This window comes from Mesorhizobium sp. WSM1386, assembly GCF_055901595.1.
The window spans coordinates 5,635,966-5,653,659 of sequence record NZ_CM148373.1; the positions used below are offsets into that span (position 1 = coordinate 5,635,966).

The 17,694-nt window shown below is 64.4% G+C and carries 10 protein-coding genes; 6 read left to right on the forward strand and 4 right to left on the reverse strand.

Translation table 11 applies throughout. The annotated features are described in order from the left end of the window. The first annotated feature begins 53 nt into the window (after positions 1-53). The 4 genes from AC0NIH_RS27735 to AC0NIH_RS27750 all read left to right on the forward strand — a co-directional run bounded on the left by AC0NIH_RS27735 (position 54) and on the right by AC0NIH_RS27750 (position 5,405). Complete coding sequence (locus AC0NIH_RS27735; RefSeq protein WP_473466808.1) at positions 54-1,307, forward strand: sarcosine oxidase subunit beta family protein; 1,254 nt, start codon at positions 54-56, stop codon at positions 1,305-1,307. Positions 1,308-1,317: 10 nt separating this feature from the next. Continuing rightward, positions 1,318-1,593, forward strand: a complete 276-nt coding sequence (locus AC0NIH_RS27740; RefSeq protein WP_473466807.1) for a sarcosine oxidase subunit delta — start codon at positions 1,318-1,320, stop codon at positions 1,591-1,593. 202 nt (positions 1,594-1,795) lie between these two features. Beyond that, entirely contained in the window at positions 1,796-4,777 is a 2,982-nt protein-coding gene (locus AC0NIH_RS27745) for a sarcosine oxidase subunit alpha (protein WP_473466805.1), read from the forward strand. Further along, entirely contained in the window at positions 4,755-5,405 is a 651-nt protein-coding gene (locus AC0NIH_RS27750; RefSeq protein ID WP_473466803.1) for a sarcosine oxidase subunit gamma, read from the forward strand. Before AC0NIH_RS27745 ends, AC0NIH_RS27750 begins: the two co-directional genes overlap by 23 nt. Positions 5,406-5,459: 54 nt before the next feature. Here AC0NIH_RS27750 and AC0NIH_RS27755 read toward each other — a convergent pair whose 3' ends face one another. Further along, on the reverse strand, positions 5,460-6,749 hold the full coding sequence (locus AC0NIH_RS27755) for an IS4 family transposase (RefSeq protein ID WP_474025084.1): 1,290 nt from the start codon (positions 6,747-6,749) through the stop codon (positions 5,460-5,462). Between the two features lie 442 nt (positions 6,750-7,191). Between AC0NIH_RS27755 and AC0NIH_RS27760 the strand changes: the two genes are divergently transcribed. Then, positions 7,192-9,561: a DUF1989 domain-containing protein gene (locus AC0NIH_RS27760; RefSeq protein WP_473464368.1), complete on the forward strand. Its 2,370-nt coding sequence runs from the start codon at positions 7,192-7,194 to the stop codon at positions 9,559-9,561. 240 nt (positions 9,562-9,801) lie between these two features. Next, complete coding sequence (locus AC0NIH_RS27765; protein ID WP_023764613.1) at positions 9,802-11,511, forward strand: APC family permease; 1,710 nt, start codon at positions 9,802-9,804, stop codon at positions 11,509-11,511. Positions 11,512-11,572: 61 nt separating this feature from the next. Here the strand turns inward: AC0NIH_RS27765 and AC0NIH_RS27770 are convergent, their stop codons facing one another. From AC0NIH_RS27770 to AC0NIH_RS27780, 3 genes are all read right to left on the reverse strand, one after another. Then, on the reverse strand, positions 11,573-12,928 hold the full coding sequence (locus tag AC0NIH_RS27770) for an LLM class flavin-dependent oxidoreductase (RefSeq protein WP_473464365.1): 1,356 nt from the start codon (positions 12,926-12,928) through the stop codon (positions 11,573-11,575). Between the two features lie 195 nt (positions 12,929-13,123). Next, a complete protein-coding gene (locus AC0NIH_RS27775) occupies positions 13,124-16,264 on the reverse strand; it encodes an efflux RND transporter permease subunit (protein ID WP_473464362.1) in 3,141 nt (1,046 codons plus the stop codon). Positions 16,265-16,502: 238 nt separating this feature from the next. After that, entirely contained in the window at positions 16,503-17,645 is a 1,143-nt protein-coding gene (locus AC0NIH_RS27780) for an efflux RND transporter periplasmic adaptor subunit (protein ID WP_473464360.1), read from the reverse strand. Positions 17,646-17,694: the final 49 nt, after the last annotated feature.

Consider the following 17,694-nt stretch of genomic DNA (forward strand, 5'->3'; position numbering starts at 1 on the left):
TCCGATGCGTCAAAAAGAATCCGGCGTAGGGCGAGCGGCCTTGGAATGACGCAATGAAATACTCGATCTTCTCGCTCGCCCGCGCCGCCCTCTCCGGCCACAAGAACTGGCAGCGCACCTGGCGCGATGCCACGCCGAAGGATCGCTACGACGTGGTGATCATCGGCGGCGGCGGCCATGGCCTTGCGACCGCATGGTTCCTCGCCAGCGAATACGGCATCAGGAATGTCGCCGTGCTCGAAAAGGGCTGGATCGGCTCCGGCAATGCCGGCCGCAACACCACCATCATCCGCTCCAATTACGGCCTGCCCGGGAATACCGGCTTCTACGAATTGTCGATGAAGCTTTGGGAGCGGATGGAGCAGGACCTCAACTACAACACGATGGTCAGCCAGCGCGGCGTCATCAATCTCTATCATTCCGACGCACAGCGCGACGCCTATGCGCGGCGCGGCAACACCATGCGCATCAACGGCATCGATGCCGAACTGCTCGACCTCGCCGCCGTCAAGAAGATGATCCCGTTCCTGAACTACGACAATGCGCGTTTTCCCGTGCAGGGCGGATTGCTGCAGCGGCGCGGCGGCACGGCACGGCACGATGCCGTGGTCTGGGGCTATGCCCATGCGGCAAGCGCGCTCGGCGTCGATATCATCCAGAACTGCGAGGTGACGGGCTTTGTCCGGGACGGCAACGGCAAGGTGACCGGCGTCGAGACCTCGCGCGGCAAGATCGGCGCCGGCAAGGTCGGCATGGCGGTGGCCGGTTCCTCCTCGCGCGTCGCGGCGATGGCCGGCTTGCGCCTGCCGATCGAAAGCCACGTGCTGCAGGCCTTCGTCTCGGAGGCGATCAAGCCGCTCATCCCCGGGGTCATGACCTTCGGCGCCGGCCATTTCTATGTCAGCCAGTCGGACAAGGGCGGGTTGGTCTTCGGCGGCGACATCGATGGCTATAATTCCTATGCCCAGCGCGGCAACCTGCCGGTGATGGAGGATGTCTGCGAGGGCGGCATGGCGCTGATGCCGATGATCGGCCGCGTGCGCCTGCTGCGCCAGTGGGGCGGCATCATGGACATGTCGATGGACGGTTCGCCGATCATCGACAAGACGCCGGTGGACGGGCTCTATCTCAATGCCGGCTGGTGCTATGGCGGCTTCAAGGCGACGCCGGGCTCGGGCTTCGTCTTTGCACACCTCCTGGCTCGCGAAGAATCCCACAAGGAGGCGGCACGGTTCCGCCTCGACCGGTTCCGGACTGGTGCCGTGATCGACGAGAAGGGCCAGGGCGCCCAACCGAACCTTCACTGAGGACGGTCACATGCGTATTGTCTGTCCCTTCTGCGGTGACCGCGAACTCGGCGAGTTCACTTATCTCGGCGATGCCAAGCCAGTGCGCCCAGTGGCCGGCGCTTCGGAAGACGAGGTCTTCGATTACGTCTATCTGCGTAACAACATCGCCGGTGATACCAGCGAGTACTGGTACCACGGCGGTGGCTGCCGGGCCTGGCTGAAGATCACCCGCAACACGCTGACGCACGAGATTTCGGCCGTGGAGCCGGCGGCGGGTGTTGGTGCGAGGCTGGCTGCGAAATGAATTTTTCTGTCGAGACACCAGCCGTCGCGAGAATCGCCAGCCCCCTACCTCCCCCTGGTGGGGAGGTCGGACCGCAGGTCCGGGTGGGGGTCAGCGCCGCACCCCCACCCGGCTGCTGCGCAGCGACCCTCCCCACAGGGGGGAGGGTAAGGGAAGGCGCAGCCCTGTCGCATTTCATCGAACTCACGGAAGGCCGGCAATCGTGAGCTCCAGCCAATCCCATCGCCTCTCATCCGGCGGCCTCATCGACCGCTCGGCGTCGCTGCATTTCCGCTTCGACGGGAAGAGCTTTTCCGGCTTCCAGGGCGACACGCTGGCCTCGGCGCTGGTCGCCAATGGCGTCAAGCTGGTCGGCCGCTCTTTCAAATATCATCGTCCGCGCGGCATACTCACTGCAGGCTCGGAAGAGCCCAATGCGCTGGTCGAACTGCGCACGGGCGCACGCCGCGAGCCGAACACCAAGGCAACGACAGCCGAACTCTATGAAGGGCTCGAGGCCGCCAGCCAGAACCGCTGGCCGTCGCTGCGCCACGATGTGATGTCGGTGAACCAATTGTTCGCGCCGATCTTCGTCGCCGGCTTCTACTACAAGACCTTCATGTGGCCGGCCAAGTTCTGGGAAGCGATCTACGAGCCAGCGATCCGCCGCGCCGCCGGCCTCGGGCGCGCAGCCGGCATTGCCGATCCCGACCACTACGACAAGACCTGGGCGCATTGCGACGTGCTGATCGCCGGTTCCGGCCCGACCGGCCTGGCGGCGGCACTGGCTGCCGGCCGCGCTGGTGCCCGCGTCATCCTGTGCGAAGAGGATTTTGTCCCCGGCGGCCGCCTGCTGTCGGATGGCGGCATGATCGATGGCGTACCGGCGGCCGAGTGGCTGTCGCGCACCTTGGCCGAACTGACCGACATGCCCGACGTCCGCATCATGACCCGCACGACACTGTTCGGCGTCTATGATGGCGGCACCTATGGCGCGATCGAGCGAGTCAACGATCATCTGCCCTCCCCGCCGGAGCATGAGGTGCGCCAGCGCTTGTGGCGGATCGTGGCCAAACGCTGTGTTGTCGCCGCAGGCGCCATCGAACGGCCGATCGTCTTTGCCGGCAACGACACGCCTGGCGTGATGATGGCTTCCGCGGTGCGGACCTATGTCACGCGCTACGCGGCAGCACCGGCAAAGCGCATCGCGCTGTTCACCAACAATGAGGATGGCTGGCGCACGGTCGAGACGGCCCTCGGCACCGGACTGCAGATCGCGGCGGTGATCGACGCACGGCCAGATGTATCTCCAGCCCATCGTTCGTTGGCGTCCAAGGGCGGCTTCCCGGTGCTGCATGGCGCTGTCAGTGGCGTCGACGGCGGCAAGGATGGCGTGCGGAAAATCATGGTATCGCTGACCGGCGGCGCGCGCGCCGAGGTGGAGGCGGACGGGCTCGCTGTTTCCGGCGGCTGGAACCCGGCGGTCGGGCTGACCTCCTATCATCGCGGCCGGCCGAAATGGCGCGATGACATTGCTGCCTTCGTACCCGATGGCGCGCCTCCCGGCATGGTCGCCGCCGGCGCGGCTGCCGGCGCCTTCGGGCTCGGGACCTGTCTGGCCGAAGGGTTCGCCGCTGGCGCAACGGCCGCACTCGACGCCGGGCGCAGCGGCAAGCCAGGCTCCGCGCCGATCGCCGACGACGAGGCTTTCTCGCTGACACCGCTCTGGCATGTTGGTGGCAAGGGCAAGGCGTTCGTCGACCAGCAGCACGATGTCACTGCCTCCGATATCGAACTCGCCCAGCGCGAGGGTTTCGAATCGGTCGAGCATCTGAAGCGCTACACGACGCTCGGCATGGCGACCGACCAGGGCAAGACCTCGAATGTCGCCGGCCTCGCCATCATGGCGGCGGTGAGCGGCCGCTCCATTCCGGAGACCGGCACGACGATCTACAGGCCGCCTTACGTACCCGTCGCCATCGGCGCCTTCGCCGGCCATCACCGCGACGAGACGTTCCACGCGACGCGGCTGACGCCGTCGCATCACTGGGCCGCCGAACAGGGCGCCATCTTCGTCGACACCGGCCTCTGGAAGCGCGCGCAATGGTACCCTCGCGCCGGCGAGAGGGACTGGCTGGAATCGGTGACGCGCGAGGTCAAGGCAGTGCGCTCGGGCGTCGGCTTCTGCGATGTCTCGACGCTCGGCAAGATCGACGTGCATGGCCCGGATGCCGGCGCTTTCCTCGACCGCGTCTACATCAACACTTTCTCCAACCTCGCCGTCGGCAAGGCGCGTTACGGGCTGATGCTGCGCGAGGACGGCATCGTCTATGACGACGGTACGACTTCACGGCTGGCCGAGGACCACTATTTCCTCACCACAACCACGGCCAAGGCCGGGCTGGTGATGCAGCATCTCGAATTCTGCCGGCAGGTGCTGTTTCCCGAACTCGACGTTCAGTTGACGTCGGTGTCCGACCAATGGGCGCAGTTCTCGATTGCCGGACCGAAGACGCGAGACCTGCTCAAGGAAATCGTCGACCCCGCCGAAGACCTGTCCAACGAAGGTTTTCCGTTCATGGGCGCACGCGAAGTCCGCTTGCGCGGCGGCATCAAGGCGCGGCTGTTCCGCATTTCGTTCTCGGGCGAGATGGCATTCGAGATTTCGGTGCCGGCGCGCTTTGGCGAGGCCATGGCGCGCAATCTGGTGCTGGCCGGAAAGCCGTTTGGCGTGACGCCCTATGGCACCGAAGCGCTTGGCGTGATGCGTGTCGAAAAGGGCCATGTCGCCGGTCCGGAGCTGAGCGGCACGACGACAGCGGCCGATCTTGGCTTGGGCAAGATGATGTCGACCAAGAAGGATTTCATCGGCCGGGTGATGGCTGGCCGCGAGGCGCTGGTGGCGCCGGACCGGCAGGTCGTGATCGGCATCACGCCGACCGACAAGGCACGCCGGCTGCGCTCCGGCGCGCATATCATCCCGAAGGGGCAGACGCCCGGACCGGACAACGACCAAGGCTATGTCACCTCGGTCTGCTTCTCGCCGACACTGGACCAGTGGATCGGGCTCGGTCTGGTCGAACGCGGCCGCGAGCGCATCGGCGAGATCGTCCATGCGCACGATCCGCTGCGCGGCGAGAACTATGATGTCGAACTCTGCAATCCCGTCTTCTACGATCCAGATGGAGGGCGCCAGCGTGGTTGAGTTTTTCTGGGAGGTCCGCAGTCCGCTGGAGCATGCGCTCGTTGCCGGGCCGTATGGCGTGAAGGGCGAAGCCGGCGTGTCGCTGACCGAGATCCGCAATTTCGACCTGGTCCAGGTGATGGCGCGGCGCGGCAAGGCGGCGGAGCTGGCGAAGGATGCGAAAGCCCATTTTGGCGTCACGGCCCCGAATTCGCCAACGGTTGTCCAGGCCTCGGACGCCACGCTGATCTGGTCGGGACTGGATCAGTTTTTCGTGCTGTCGACGGGTGGCAAGCACACGACGCAGATGCTGGCGCCGGCATTGTCCGGCTCCGCCTCGCTGTCGGACCAATCGCATGCACGGGTCTTGATCAACATTTCTGGGGACAAGGCTCGCACCATCCTGGCGAAACTGTCTTCGATCGATCTGCACCCAACCGCGTTCCCAGTTGGCGCGGCTGCAGCGACCTCGATGGACCACACCAGTGTCACGTTTTGGCGCGGCGCAGACCGGGCGGATGGACAGGCGGTGTTCAGCGTTCTGGTGTTCGCGACGTTTGCCGAGAGCCTTTGGCACACGATGCTGGATTCGGCTGCGGAATATGGTGTGGCGATCGCGCATTCAGAGGAACTAGCGCAGCGTTTGTGAGCGGCTCTTCCTTCTCCCCCTGTGGGCTAGCGTGGGCACACATTTGCTTCGGGCTCATTTTTGTGAGGCGAGAACGAAGCCGTCTACGATGGCGTTGAAGCGTCTGAGGCCGTGGGTGAAGGTGATGGGCCCTGGCGGGCGTTCCTTTTCGTGGCCGTTCCAGCCTCCGAGCCTGGCGATACACCAGGCGGCCCAGGCGAGCGTGTGCGTGGGGTGAGGGTTCTTCTGCTTTTGGGTCTTGCCTTCGAGCTTGGCGATGAGCACGTCCAGGACGGTGATCTCGGTGGGATCAAAGAGGCGCGCGGCCTGGAAGCCCTGGCCCGGCGAACCACGCCCGTGCACGAGTTGCATGACCCTGGTGGCGACGACCAGAGCGGCGGCGGCCAGGCGTTCGAGTGCATCGCCATCGGCGATGAGACTTTCCTCCAGATCGATGGCCTGCGACTTCACGGTCCGGAACAACTGCTCGATGATCCAACGCGAGCGATACATCTCGACGATGCGGCAGGCATCGGCGAGTGTTTCGACGCTGTGGGTGGTCAACAGCCGCCAGATCACCGCGTCCTTGGCCGAAGGTGGATCGATCTCGCGCACTTCCACCATGTTGAGCGTGAGTTCGCGCGGATCGCGGCTGTCGGCGCCAAGGCGGGGCTGGCGCAAGCTCACCGCGGTGAAGCGAACGGCCAGTTCGACGGTGCGACCCGGCCGGCCAGGGCGTGCCTGCAGCTCGAAGGCAATGCGGCCGGCTTCCGCCGTCTTGGCGATCGCGCTGAACAGGCGCTCGCCCCGCGTGCCCAAAGCCCGATCCCGTACAGCGCGGATGAGCACATGGGTGCGCTCGCCGGGAAGCCTTGCAAACACTTCGTAGATGTCGGCTTCGCGGTCGCCGACCACCGTCATCTGCGGCGTGTCGGTCAGCGCCTGGCATGCCGCCTTGGCGGTGCCGATCCATTTGTGGCTTTCCTTGGCTTCGATCGGCAGCGCCTGGTAGTCATGCGCCTTCTTTGCCTCGCGCCGCCAGATCGTGGCGCCTGCAAGGCCCAGGACCGAGCCGTCCCCGGCATCCACGGCCAGCGCCGGATGCACGAACAGCCCGATATCCTTGCCATTGCCGACACGACCGAGGCCACGCTTGCGTGAAGCCTTGGCTTCATAGTTGATCTCGCTGCTGTCCTCGATGATCAGCACGTGGCGGCCGGCGGCCATTTCGGCGGTGCGCGCCGCCGCCGTGCGGATGATCTCTTGCTTGCTCACGTGGCGATTGCGAAACAGGCGCGTGAACGCGACCTTCTCGGCGCGCGTGTCGGCCAGCCGGCGCATGCCCGCGCTGACACGCGCAAACATGCGCTCCAGAACCATGCTCCCCTTTTTTGCAAGCGCAGGTCGCCGAAGTATCCAAGCAGCAAAGCCATCGTCGAAGCCTCCAGAATCAACAATGGCAGCTACAGAATCACATACGATTCAAACGCTTCAAGCCATTTTCCGGCGTCGCTTCTTCACGCTTGATCAAAGCACGAAGCAAATGTGTGCGCACGCTAGCCCCCTGTGGGAGAAGGTGGATCGGCGCGATAGCGCCGAAACGGATGAGGGGTGCTCCAGGGAACGCCAACGCCTCACTCCGCTGGAACACCCCTCATCCGTCGCCTTCGGCGACGCCTTCTCCCGCAAGGGGGAGAAGGGGGAGCTTACGCCACCATTGCCTTGCCAAACGTGACGCCCCTGCTATTCTTACCGCTAAAATAATTTCACGCACAGGCAAACTTGTTTCTCGAACCGCAAGGCTGAGATGAGCCAGTCGCCCTACCCTGCCATCGCCGCCGGACCGCCCAGGCCCAGCCTCATCTTGAGGCCGGGGCAGATCGCGCTGCCGCCGGGCATGGAGCGCTATACGATCCAGGGCAATGGCGCGGTGCTCATCGACATCGAGGCCGGTGACACGATCAGCGTGCGCAACGTCGAAGGCGGGCAGGCTTGCGAACTGCTGGCGTGGGACAGCACCGGCGCGATCGATCCCGGCATCCTCGGCGAAAAATCCAACAGCAATGCCGCCGGCACCAAGGCGTTGCTGGCCGAGGGCGATGACAGCCTCGCTTCAGTGCGTCGCGGGCTCGAGCGCCGCCATGTGCAGCTTGATCAACCCAAGGCGGTTCGCGTGTTCGGCGGCGCGACACCCGCAGGTACGGAGCAAGGTTTTACCGTGGCCCGCGATGGTGCGGTGCTGATTGCCGCACCTGGCGGGCCAATGCTGGCCGACGGCAACGACACGGCGACGCCGCTCACCGTCATCGTGCGGCGCAACATGATCCGCCTGAAGTCGAAGTCCGAACTTGCCGATCCGCTCGCCGATCCGGTGCTTGACCTTCGCGTCCATTCGGCGACGGCGGAATCCTATTTCGTTAGGGCTGGTGACTATCTGCAGATCGTCGATGTCGACGGGCGCCAGTGCACCGACTTCCAGTGCTTTTCGGCGCGCAAGCTGGACAAGGGCCTCGACCATCCGCTCGACGTGACGACGACCCGCACGCTGATGGGCGCGAGCTATCCGATGCCAGGGCTGCATTCGAAATACTACGACCAGGATATGGAACCGCTGGTCGAAGTGGTGCAGGACACCTGTGGCCGGCACGACGCCTTCGCACTCGCCTGCGCCGCGAAATACTACGACGATATCGGCTACCCCGGGCACACCAATTGCTCCGAGAATTTCAACCGCGCGCTGGCCGACAAGGGCGTCAATCCCCGCGCGGGCTGGATGGCGATCAACTTCTTCTTCAACACGGCGATCGACGCGCATGGCGTCATGGTGTCCGACGAGCCATGGTCGCGGCCCGGCGATTATGTCCTGCTCAGGGCGTTGACCGACATCGTCTGCGTCTCCTCCGCCTGCCCTGACGATACGACGCCGGCCAATGGCTGGGACCCGACCGACATCCACGTGCGGACCTATTCCGGCCAGCACAAATTCTCGCGAGCGATCGCCAGACGCATGACGCCCGATTCGGAACCCAAAATGACCCGCGAGACCGCCTTTCATTCGAGCTTCGCCAAGCACACCCGCGACTTCTCAGAATACAGGGGCTATTGGCTGGCCAATTCCTTCGCCAAGGAAGGGCCGATCGCCGAATACTGGGCCTGCCGCCAGGACGCGGTGATCATGGACCTGTCGCCGCTGCGCAAGTTCGAGGTCACCGGCCCGGACTCCGAAGCGCTGCTGCAATACACGCTGACCCGCGACGTCAAGAAACTCGGCGTCGGCCAGGTCGTCTATTCGGCGATGTGCTACGAGCATGGCGGCATGATCGACGACGGCACGCTGCTCAGGCTCGGCAAGGACAATTTCCGCTGGGTCGGGGGCGATGATCTGTCCGGCGAATGGCTGCGCGAGACGGCGAAAAAACTCGGCCTCAACGTGCTGGTGCGCTCGTCGACAGACCAGATGCACAATGTCGCCGTGCAAGGGCCGAAGAGCCGCGACATCCTTCGCGAGGTGATCTGGACCTCGCCGCTGCAACCGTCGATCGACGAACTGGAATGGTTCCGCTTCGCCGTCGCCCGCATCGGCGGCGGCAACGGCATTCCGGTCGTCGTCTCGCGCACCGGCTATACCGGCGAGCTCGGCTACGAGATCTGGTGCCATCCGCGCGACGCCGAGAAAGTGTTCGACGCCATCTGGGAAGCCGGCCAGCCCCATGGGCTGAAACCGATGGGGCTGCAGGCGCTTGACATGGTGCGCATCGAGGCCGGGCTGATCTTCGCCGGCTACGAATTCTCGGACCAGACAGACCCCTTCGAGGCGGGCATCGGCTTTACCGTGCCGCTGAAGACCAAGACCGACGATTTCATCGGCCGCGAGGCGCTGATCCGGCGCAAGGAAAACCCGCAGAACAAACTGGTCGGGCTCGAAATCGACAGCAATGTCGCGGTCGGCCATGGCGACTGCGTCCATGTCGGACGCGCCCAGATCGGCGTCGTCACATCGAGCATGCGTTCGCCGGTGCTGAACAAGAACATCGCGCTGGCGCGGCTCGACGTCACCCACGCCGCCATCGGTACGGAGGTCGAGATCGGCAAGCTCGACGGTCATGCCAAGAGGCTGCCGGCACATGTCGTTGCCTTCGCCCATTACGATCCGCAGAAGACCAGACCACGCTCCTGAGCATTGCAACCCTTGCCTTCCCCCCTTGTGGGAGAAGGCAAGAGCCTGTTTCGCAAGCGTGATGTGCATGGCTTCACAAAACGCTTGACCTGAAAGCGCGCCGGATCAATCTTCACTCTTAAGAAAAAAATGCGACTGAGTGGAAACACCGCAGTCGTGCGATCATTGTGCCGGGAGCAAGCTTCGCAGAGCCGAGGCATCGCCGGCGGGGAACACTTACAAAAAGGGGAAGTCACTGACATGAGCACGATAAGCACGGTCCTGGACCAGCCTGCCGAAAGCAAGCTGCTCAGGCATATCGACTGGCGCGGCGCCTTCTGGGTGGCGAGCGGCGTTCCGGCGCTGGTCCTGTTTTCGATCGGCGGCATCGCCGGCACGACCGGGACGCTGGCCTTCCTGATCTGGACGGTGTCCATGATCATGGGCTTCCTGCAGTCCTTCACCTATGCCGAGATCGCCGGCCTGTTCCCGAACAAGTCGGGCGGCGCCTCGATCTACGGCGCCACGGCCTGGCTGCGTTATTCCAAGTTCATCGCGCCGCTGTCTGTATGGTGCAACTGGTTCGCCTGGTCGCCGGTGCTGTCGCTCGGCTGTTCGATCGCCGCCGCCTATATCCTCAACGCGCTGGCGCCGGTGCCGCTGTTCACCGAGGCCTCGGCGGAAGTCGTCGCCTATATCGCGGCGCATGCCGGAACGGCACCCGCCGACGCCATCACCGCGGTGACCGCGGCCGCGACACCGGCTATCCGCAATTGGACGCTGTACAGCCACACGCTGGGTCCGGTCTCCTTCACCTTCAATGCGACCTTCTTCATCGGCGCGGTGCTGATGCTGATCATCTTCTCGATCCAGCATCGCGGCATCCTGGGTACCGCCAACGTGCAGAAGTATATCGGCCTGCTGGTCATCATCCCGATGCTGATCGTCGGCGTCGTGCCGATCGTCACCGGGCAGATCAACTGGGCCAACTTCTCGCCGCTGGTGCCGCTGGCCGCCGCCTACGCGCCCGAGCCCGGCGCCTGGAATATCGCCGGCTGGACGCTGGTGCTGGGCGGCATGTTCATCGCCGCCTGGTCGACCTACGGCTTCGAGACCGCCGTCTGCTACACCTCCGAGTTCAAGAACCCGGGCACCGACACGTTCAAGGCGATCTTCTATTCCGGCCTGCTCTGCATGCTCTTGTTCATCCTCGTGCCCTTCACCTTTCAGGGCGTACTCGGCCTGAATGGCATGCTGGCAACGCCGATCGTCGACGGCTCCGGCGTGGCCGACGCGCTGGCCGGCATGGTCGGTGGGGGCGCGCTGATCCACAGCCTGTTGGTGATGCTGATGATCCTGGCGCTGGTGCTGTGCATCATGACGGCGATGGCTGGCTCGTCGCGCACGCTCTACCAGGGCTCGGTCGATGGCTGGCTGCCGCGCTACCTCAGCCACGTCAACGAACACGGCGCGCCGACGCGAGCCATGTGGACCGATCTCGTCTTCAACCTGATCGTGCTGGCGATTGCCTCCGCCGACGCGACGAGCTTCTTCTTTATCCTCGCCGTGTCGAACTGCGGCTACATCATCTTCAACTTCCTCAACCTCAATGCCGGCTGGATCCATCGCATCGACAACGGCCATATCGCGCGCCCCTGGAAGGCGCCGAGCTGGCTGCTGGGGATCGGGGCGATCTTCGCCTACGTCAACGCGATCTTCATGGGCGCCGGCGCCAAGGTGTGGAACCCGATGGCGCTGTGGGCCGGCCTGATCACCGCGGCCTTGATCATCCCGGTTTTCTGCTTCCGCCACTACATCCAGGACGGCGGCAAGTTCCCCGACCACATGCTGGCCGACCTCGGTATGACGGGCGCCGACCTTTCGGTGAAGAAGGCAGGCATGCTGCCCTATCTGACGCTGGTCGCCGGCGTGGCGGTGATGCTGATCGCCAACTGGTACTTTGTTATCTGACATCACCAACCGATAGAAACGGGCGCGCTTCGGCGCGCCCGTTTTTCCTTGCGCCGAGACATCAGCCGGCCTTGCGAATGGCCGCTTCGGAGCCTCCGAAAAACTGGTTTGGCGGCCGCTTCAAACTGAGATTCTCGCGCAGCGTCGATCCCTCATACTCGCGCCTGAAAATGCCGCGCCGCTGCAACTCGGGCACCACCTTCTTGGCGAAATCGTCGAGCCCGGCGGGCAGATAGGGGAACATGATGTTGAAGCCGTCCGATCCCTCGGCGACCAGCCATTCCTCCATCTCGTCGGCGATGGTTTGCGGCGTGCCGACGAAGGCAAGGCCGGAATAGCCACCCAGCCTCTGGGCAAGCTTGCGCACGGTCAGGTTTTCCGTGCGTGCCAGCTCGATGACACGCTCGCGGCTGCTTCTGCTCGCGTTGGTCTCGGGAATTTCGGGCAAGGCCGCATCGGGATCGAAGCCGGATGCATCATGCCCGAGAGCGATCGACAGCGAGGCGATGCCGCTCTCGTAGTAGACCAGACTGTCAAGTTTGGCGCGCTTGTCCCGCGCTTCCTCGACGCTGTCGCCAACGATGACGAAGGCGCCGGGCAGGATCTTGATGTCGTCGCGCGAGCGGCCGAGTTTTTCCGCCCGGCTTTTGACATCGGCAAAGAAGCGCTGCCCGGCGGCAAGATCACTATGCGCGGCGAAAATCACCTCGGCCGTCTCGGCGGCCAGCTGCCGTCCCGCCTCCGAAGCGCCGGCTTGCACGATGACCGGCCAGCCTTGCACCGGGCGGGCTATGTTGAGCGGACCTCGCACCGAAAGATGTTCGCCCTTGTGATCCAGCACATGCAGCCGCGCCGGATCGAAATAGAGCCCGCTGTCGGCGTCGCGGATGAAAGCGTCGTCGGCAAAACTGTCCCACAGGCCGGTCACGACATCGTAGAATTCCCGCGCCCGATGATAGCGCTCGTCATGCTCGACATGGTCGTCCAGCCCGAAATTGAGCGCCGCATCGGGGTTTGACGTGGTGACGATGTTCCAGCCGGCGCGCCCGCCGCTGATGTGGTCCAGCGACGCGAAGCGGCGGGCGATGTGATAGGGCGCGTCGAAGGTCGTCGACGCGGTGGCGATGAGACCGATGTGATCGGTGACGGCGGCCAGTGCCGACAGCAGCGTGAACGGTTCGAACGAGGTCACCGTGTGGCTGCGCCGCAGCGCTTCTATCGGCATGTTGAGCACGGCCAGATGGTCGGCCATGAAGAAGGCGTCGAACTTCGCCGCCTCAAGCGTCTGTGCGAAGCGCTTCAGATGCGCGAAGTTGAAATTGGCGTCGGGATAGGCGCCCGGATAGCGCCAGGCGCCGGTGTGCAGACTGACAGGGCGCATGAAGGCGCCGAGCCGCAATTGCCGTTTTTCCGTCATGGGAAGACATCCTGATGATGAGAAGCGTTGCCGCTCCGGTGTCGCTCAGGATGGGACCGCTTCATGGCCCTGGGAAGGAATTCTGTTTTGCGAAACCCTTGCCGGAGAGCATTTTTGATCGCCGCGGCGGCCCCATCCGCCACGTCGGGGTCACCCGCCATCGACCGGTGGCGAGACGGATGACCCGGAGCCGCTCTATTCGGCCGCCAGCGCGAGTTGCGGCCTCTCCGGCTGTTCCGTCACGGCTGCTTCGGCGGCGTCGACGTCACGCTTCTTGGGCTCGCGGCCGAAGAACAGGGCGTAGCCCGCGGGCAGCACCAGGATGGTCAGTACGGTGGCAACAAGGATGCCGCCCATCATGGCGTAGGCGAGCGGGCCCCAGAACACGCCACGCGAGATCGGGATCAGCGCCAGCACCGCCGTCATCGCCGTCAGCACGATCGGCCGGAAGCGGCGCACGGCCGAGCCGATGATCGCCTCCGAGCGTTCCATGCCTCTGGCGATGTCCTGGTCGATCTGGTCGACCAGGATGATCGAGTTGCGCATGATGATGCCGAGCAGCGCGATGACGCCCAGGATGGCGACGAAGCCGAACGGCGCGCCACTGATCAGCAATGCCGCGGCAGCGCCGATGATGCCGAGCGGACCAGTGGCCAGCACCAGCATCGCCTTGCCGAAGTTCTGCAGCTGGATCATCAACAGCACGACGATAACGGCCAGCATGATCGGCGCCTTGGCGGCGATGGAAGCCTGGCTTTCCGCCGAATCCTCCGCACCGCCCTGGATTTCGATCTTGTAGCCGGGTGCCAGACCCGCACGCAGGTCCTTCATGTCATTGTACATCTTGGTGACGACGTCGTTGGACTGCACGCCGTCGGGCAACGTGGCGCGCACGCTGATGGTCGGCAGGCGCTCGCGGCGCCATTCGATGCCTTGCTCAAGCACCGGCACCACCTTGGCCACCTGCGACAGCGGCACGAAGCCACCGAAGTCGGTCGGAATGTAGACCGAATCGACCGAGGACAGCAGGCTGCGGCTCGCGTCCGGCTCGCGGGCGACGATGGACACTGTCTCCTCGCCGTCACGGAAGTCGTCGAGCGGCGCGCCGGACATCGATGCCTGCAGTATCTGACGGATGCGCTGCGAGGTGACACCGAGCGCGCGGGCGCGATCCTGGTCGATGACCAGCTTCATGGCCGGCACAGGCTCGAGCCAATCGTCATGAACAGCGCCGAGCAGCGGGTTCTCCTGGAATTTCGCCTTCACCTGGTCGGCGATGCGGCGCACCTCCTGCCGATCCGGACCCATGACGCGCATCTGCACCGGCCAACCGGTCGGCGGCCCGAGGAACAGGCGGTCGACCTTGGCGCGGATCGAGGGGAAGTCCTGGGCCAGGACCGTGCGGAGCTTGACGATCAGCCGCTCGCGCGCCGGTTCGTCATTGGCCATCACCAGCATCTGGGCGAAGTTCGGATTGCTGAGCTGCTGGTCGAGCGGCAGGAAGAAGCGCGGGGCGCCCTCGCCGATATAGGTGGCGATGAAGCGCTTGTCCTTGTCGTCCATCATCTTGGCCTCGAGCGCCTTGGCCTGCGTCTCGACCTCCTTGATGCTGGTGCCTTCCGGCAACCACAGGTCGACAAGGATTTCCGGCCGCGACGATTGCGGGAAGAAATTCTGCGGAATGAACTGGAATGCCCACAGGCTGGTGCCGAAAGTCACCAGCGTCATGACAAGCACGATGATGCGATGGCGCACCGCCCAGCCGACGGTCGAGCGAAGCCGGCGGTAGAAGCGCGTGTCGAAGGCATCGTGATGGCTGCCGGCATGCTGGCGCTGCTTGAGGATCATATAGCCGAGCCACGGCGTGAAATAGACCGCGACGAACCACGACACGACCAATGCGATGCCGACGACATAGAACAAGGTGCGCACATATTCGCCGGCAGTGGAGGCAGCGAAACCGACCGGGATGAAGCCGGCGGTGGTGATCAGCGTGCCGGTCAGCATCGGGAATGCGGTCGATGAATAGGCGAAGCTCGCCGCCTCGATCTTGACCAGCCCCTCCTCCAGCTTTCGCTCCATCATCTCGACGACGATCATGGCGTCGTCGACCAGCAGGCCGAGTGCAATGATCAGGGCGCCGAGGGAGATGCGCTGCAGGTCGATGCCAAGCTCGTACATGATGGCGAAGGTCGCGGCCAGAACCAGCGGAATGGCAATCGCGATGACCAGCCCCGAGCGCCAGCCGATCGACAGGAACGAGACGACAAGCACGATCAGCAGCGCTTCGCCAAGCGCATGCATGAACTCGCTGACCGCATCCGTGACGACGCCCGGCTGGTCGGAAATCTGGTCGACCGAGACGCCATAGGGCAGCGCCTCCTCGAAGCGCTTGTAGGTTGCCTCGACGTCCTTGCCGACATCGGTGACCTTGAAGCCCTTGGCCATGACGACGCCAAGCTGCACGCTGTCGTGACCGTTGAAGCGATACTTGCGCTGGTACGGATCCTGCAGGCCCGAGGTGACGCTGGCGATGTCGCCGAGCCGGGTGACCTGGCCACCGGCCCGCAGGCGCAATTCGCGGATGTCGGCGGCCTTGGTGACGTCGCCTTCGACCGAGATTCGCACCGAATTGACGCCGGTGTCGACGGAACCGGCCGGATCGACATTGTTCTGGCCCTTGATCGCGTTCTGCAGGTCGGTCAGCGTCAGGCCGCGTTCGGCCAGCGCCTTGGACGAGACGTCGATGTAGAGCTTTTCGGGCTGATCGCCGATGATGACGGCCTTCTCGACGCCGGGCGTCGTCAAAAGCATGTCACGGGCCTGGATGGCGAATTTCTTCAGCTCGGGATAGGAGAACCCGTCGCCGCTGATCGAATGCAGCGTGATGAAGGTGTCACCGAACTCGTCGTTGAAATACGGGCCAAGCAGTCCCTGCGGAAGGTCGCCCGATATGTCGCCGACCTTCTTGCGCACCTGATAAAAGGCGTCCGTCACCTCGGCGGTATTGGTGTCGCCCTTGATCTGCACCGTGATGATGGCGCTGCCGGCGCGGGTGAAGGAGCGGACGAAATCGAGATGCGGCGTTTCCTGCAGCTTACGCTCGATCTTGTTGACGACCTGGTCTTCCATCTCCTGGATCGAGGAGCCCGGCCAGATCGCCTGGACGACCATGACGCGGAAAGTGAAGTCGGGATCTTCCTTCTGTCCCATGCGCATCAGGCCGAGCCCGCCGGCGATGATGATCAGGCCGAACAGGAACCGCGCGATCGAGGGATGGCCGATGGCCCAGCGCGAAAGGTTGAAGGGCCGCTTTTCTTCAGTGGAGGTCGTCATCGGTGCTGGTCCACTTTGCTTGGTTGGCGCCTGGTGCCGCGAAAGCGCGGCACACGGAACGAAATCATCTGCGTTCGATAATGGCTTCCGGGCGGCGAGGCTTTCCGAGCGGAGAGACACTCATCGCGGTGGGACGCGAAGGTCGATGCGGGGGTACATCGGCCTAGACGTCTCGACCTTCGGGCGCACGCCGCCCGGAAACCTGTGGCCGCGGAACGCGCGGCCGATCTGTCTGTCGTCAGCGCAGCCGGCCGGCGTCATCACCGTCGGCGGAGGCGGACTGCTGCGCCACCCCGCCGGCAAGTTTCACCTTCAGGTTCTCGGTCATGAACTGCGTGCCGGCGGCAACGACGACGTCGCCGGGCTTCAGTCCCTCCGCCACGCGCACGCCATCGGCGGCGAACTCGGCGACCTTGATCGAGCGGGCATGCACGGTGTCGGCGCCACGATCGACGGTCCAGACGATCGACTGGCTGTCCTTCTGCGCCAGCGCGCTCAGCGGGATAGAGACGAGCTGCTTTTCGTTGGCCGCTGACGCCTCGATGTTGGCGGTCATGCCGAGAAGCACGCGCGGGTCGTTGGGCAGGCTGACGCGGACGGCAAAGGTACGCGACTGCGGGTCGGCGCTGCCGGCGACTTCGCGGACCTTGCCCTCGAGCGCCAGCGTATTGTCGGACCAGAAACCGGCCTTGACTGGTTTGCCCGGCTTGAATTCGGCGATTTCCATTTCCGGCACCGCAATCAGCACTTCCTTCTCGCCGTCGACGGCGACGGTGACGACGGGCGTGCCGGAACCAACCACCTGGCCGACATCGGCGTTGACCGATGTGACGATGCCCTCCCTGTCGGCCTTGAGGTCGGTATAGCCGACCTGGTTCTTGGCCTGGTCAAGTGTCGAGCGGGCGGAGTCACGCGTGGCGACCGCCTGGTCATAGGTCAGTGTCGCCTGTTCGAGCTGCGACTTCGGCGCGAAGTTCTTGGTAAAAAGCTGTTGGGCACGCTTGCGGGCGAGGTCGACGGTCTCGACCTGCCGCTCGGCGGCATCGAGCGCGGCCTGCGCGCTCTTGACCGAAAGGTCGTAATCGGAAGGGTCGATGCGGGCGAGCACATCGCCCGGCGCCACATGCTGACCGATGTCGACGAGACGCTCGGTGATCTTGCCGTTGATCCGGAAAGCCAGGGCGCTCTCGGTGCGGGCCCGCACCGAGCCGGAATAGGAGAGCATGCGGGTGTCATGCGCCTGCGCGATCTCGACGACCTTGACCGGGCGGATGATATCCTTGACTTCGGCTTTCTCCTGCGAGCAGCCGGCGAGCCCGAGAGTGGCGGCGATCAGGCCGGCAACTGGCAGCTTGCGAAAGGTGGAACTGGACAACGACATCTTGGAACTCCGACTGGAGATGAGTGGCCGACACCGGCGCCCGGCGGGC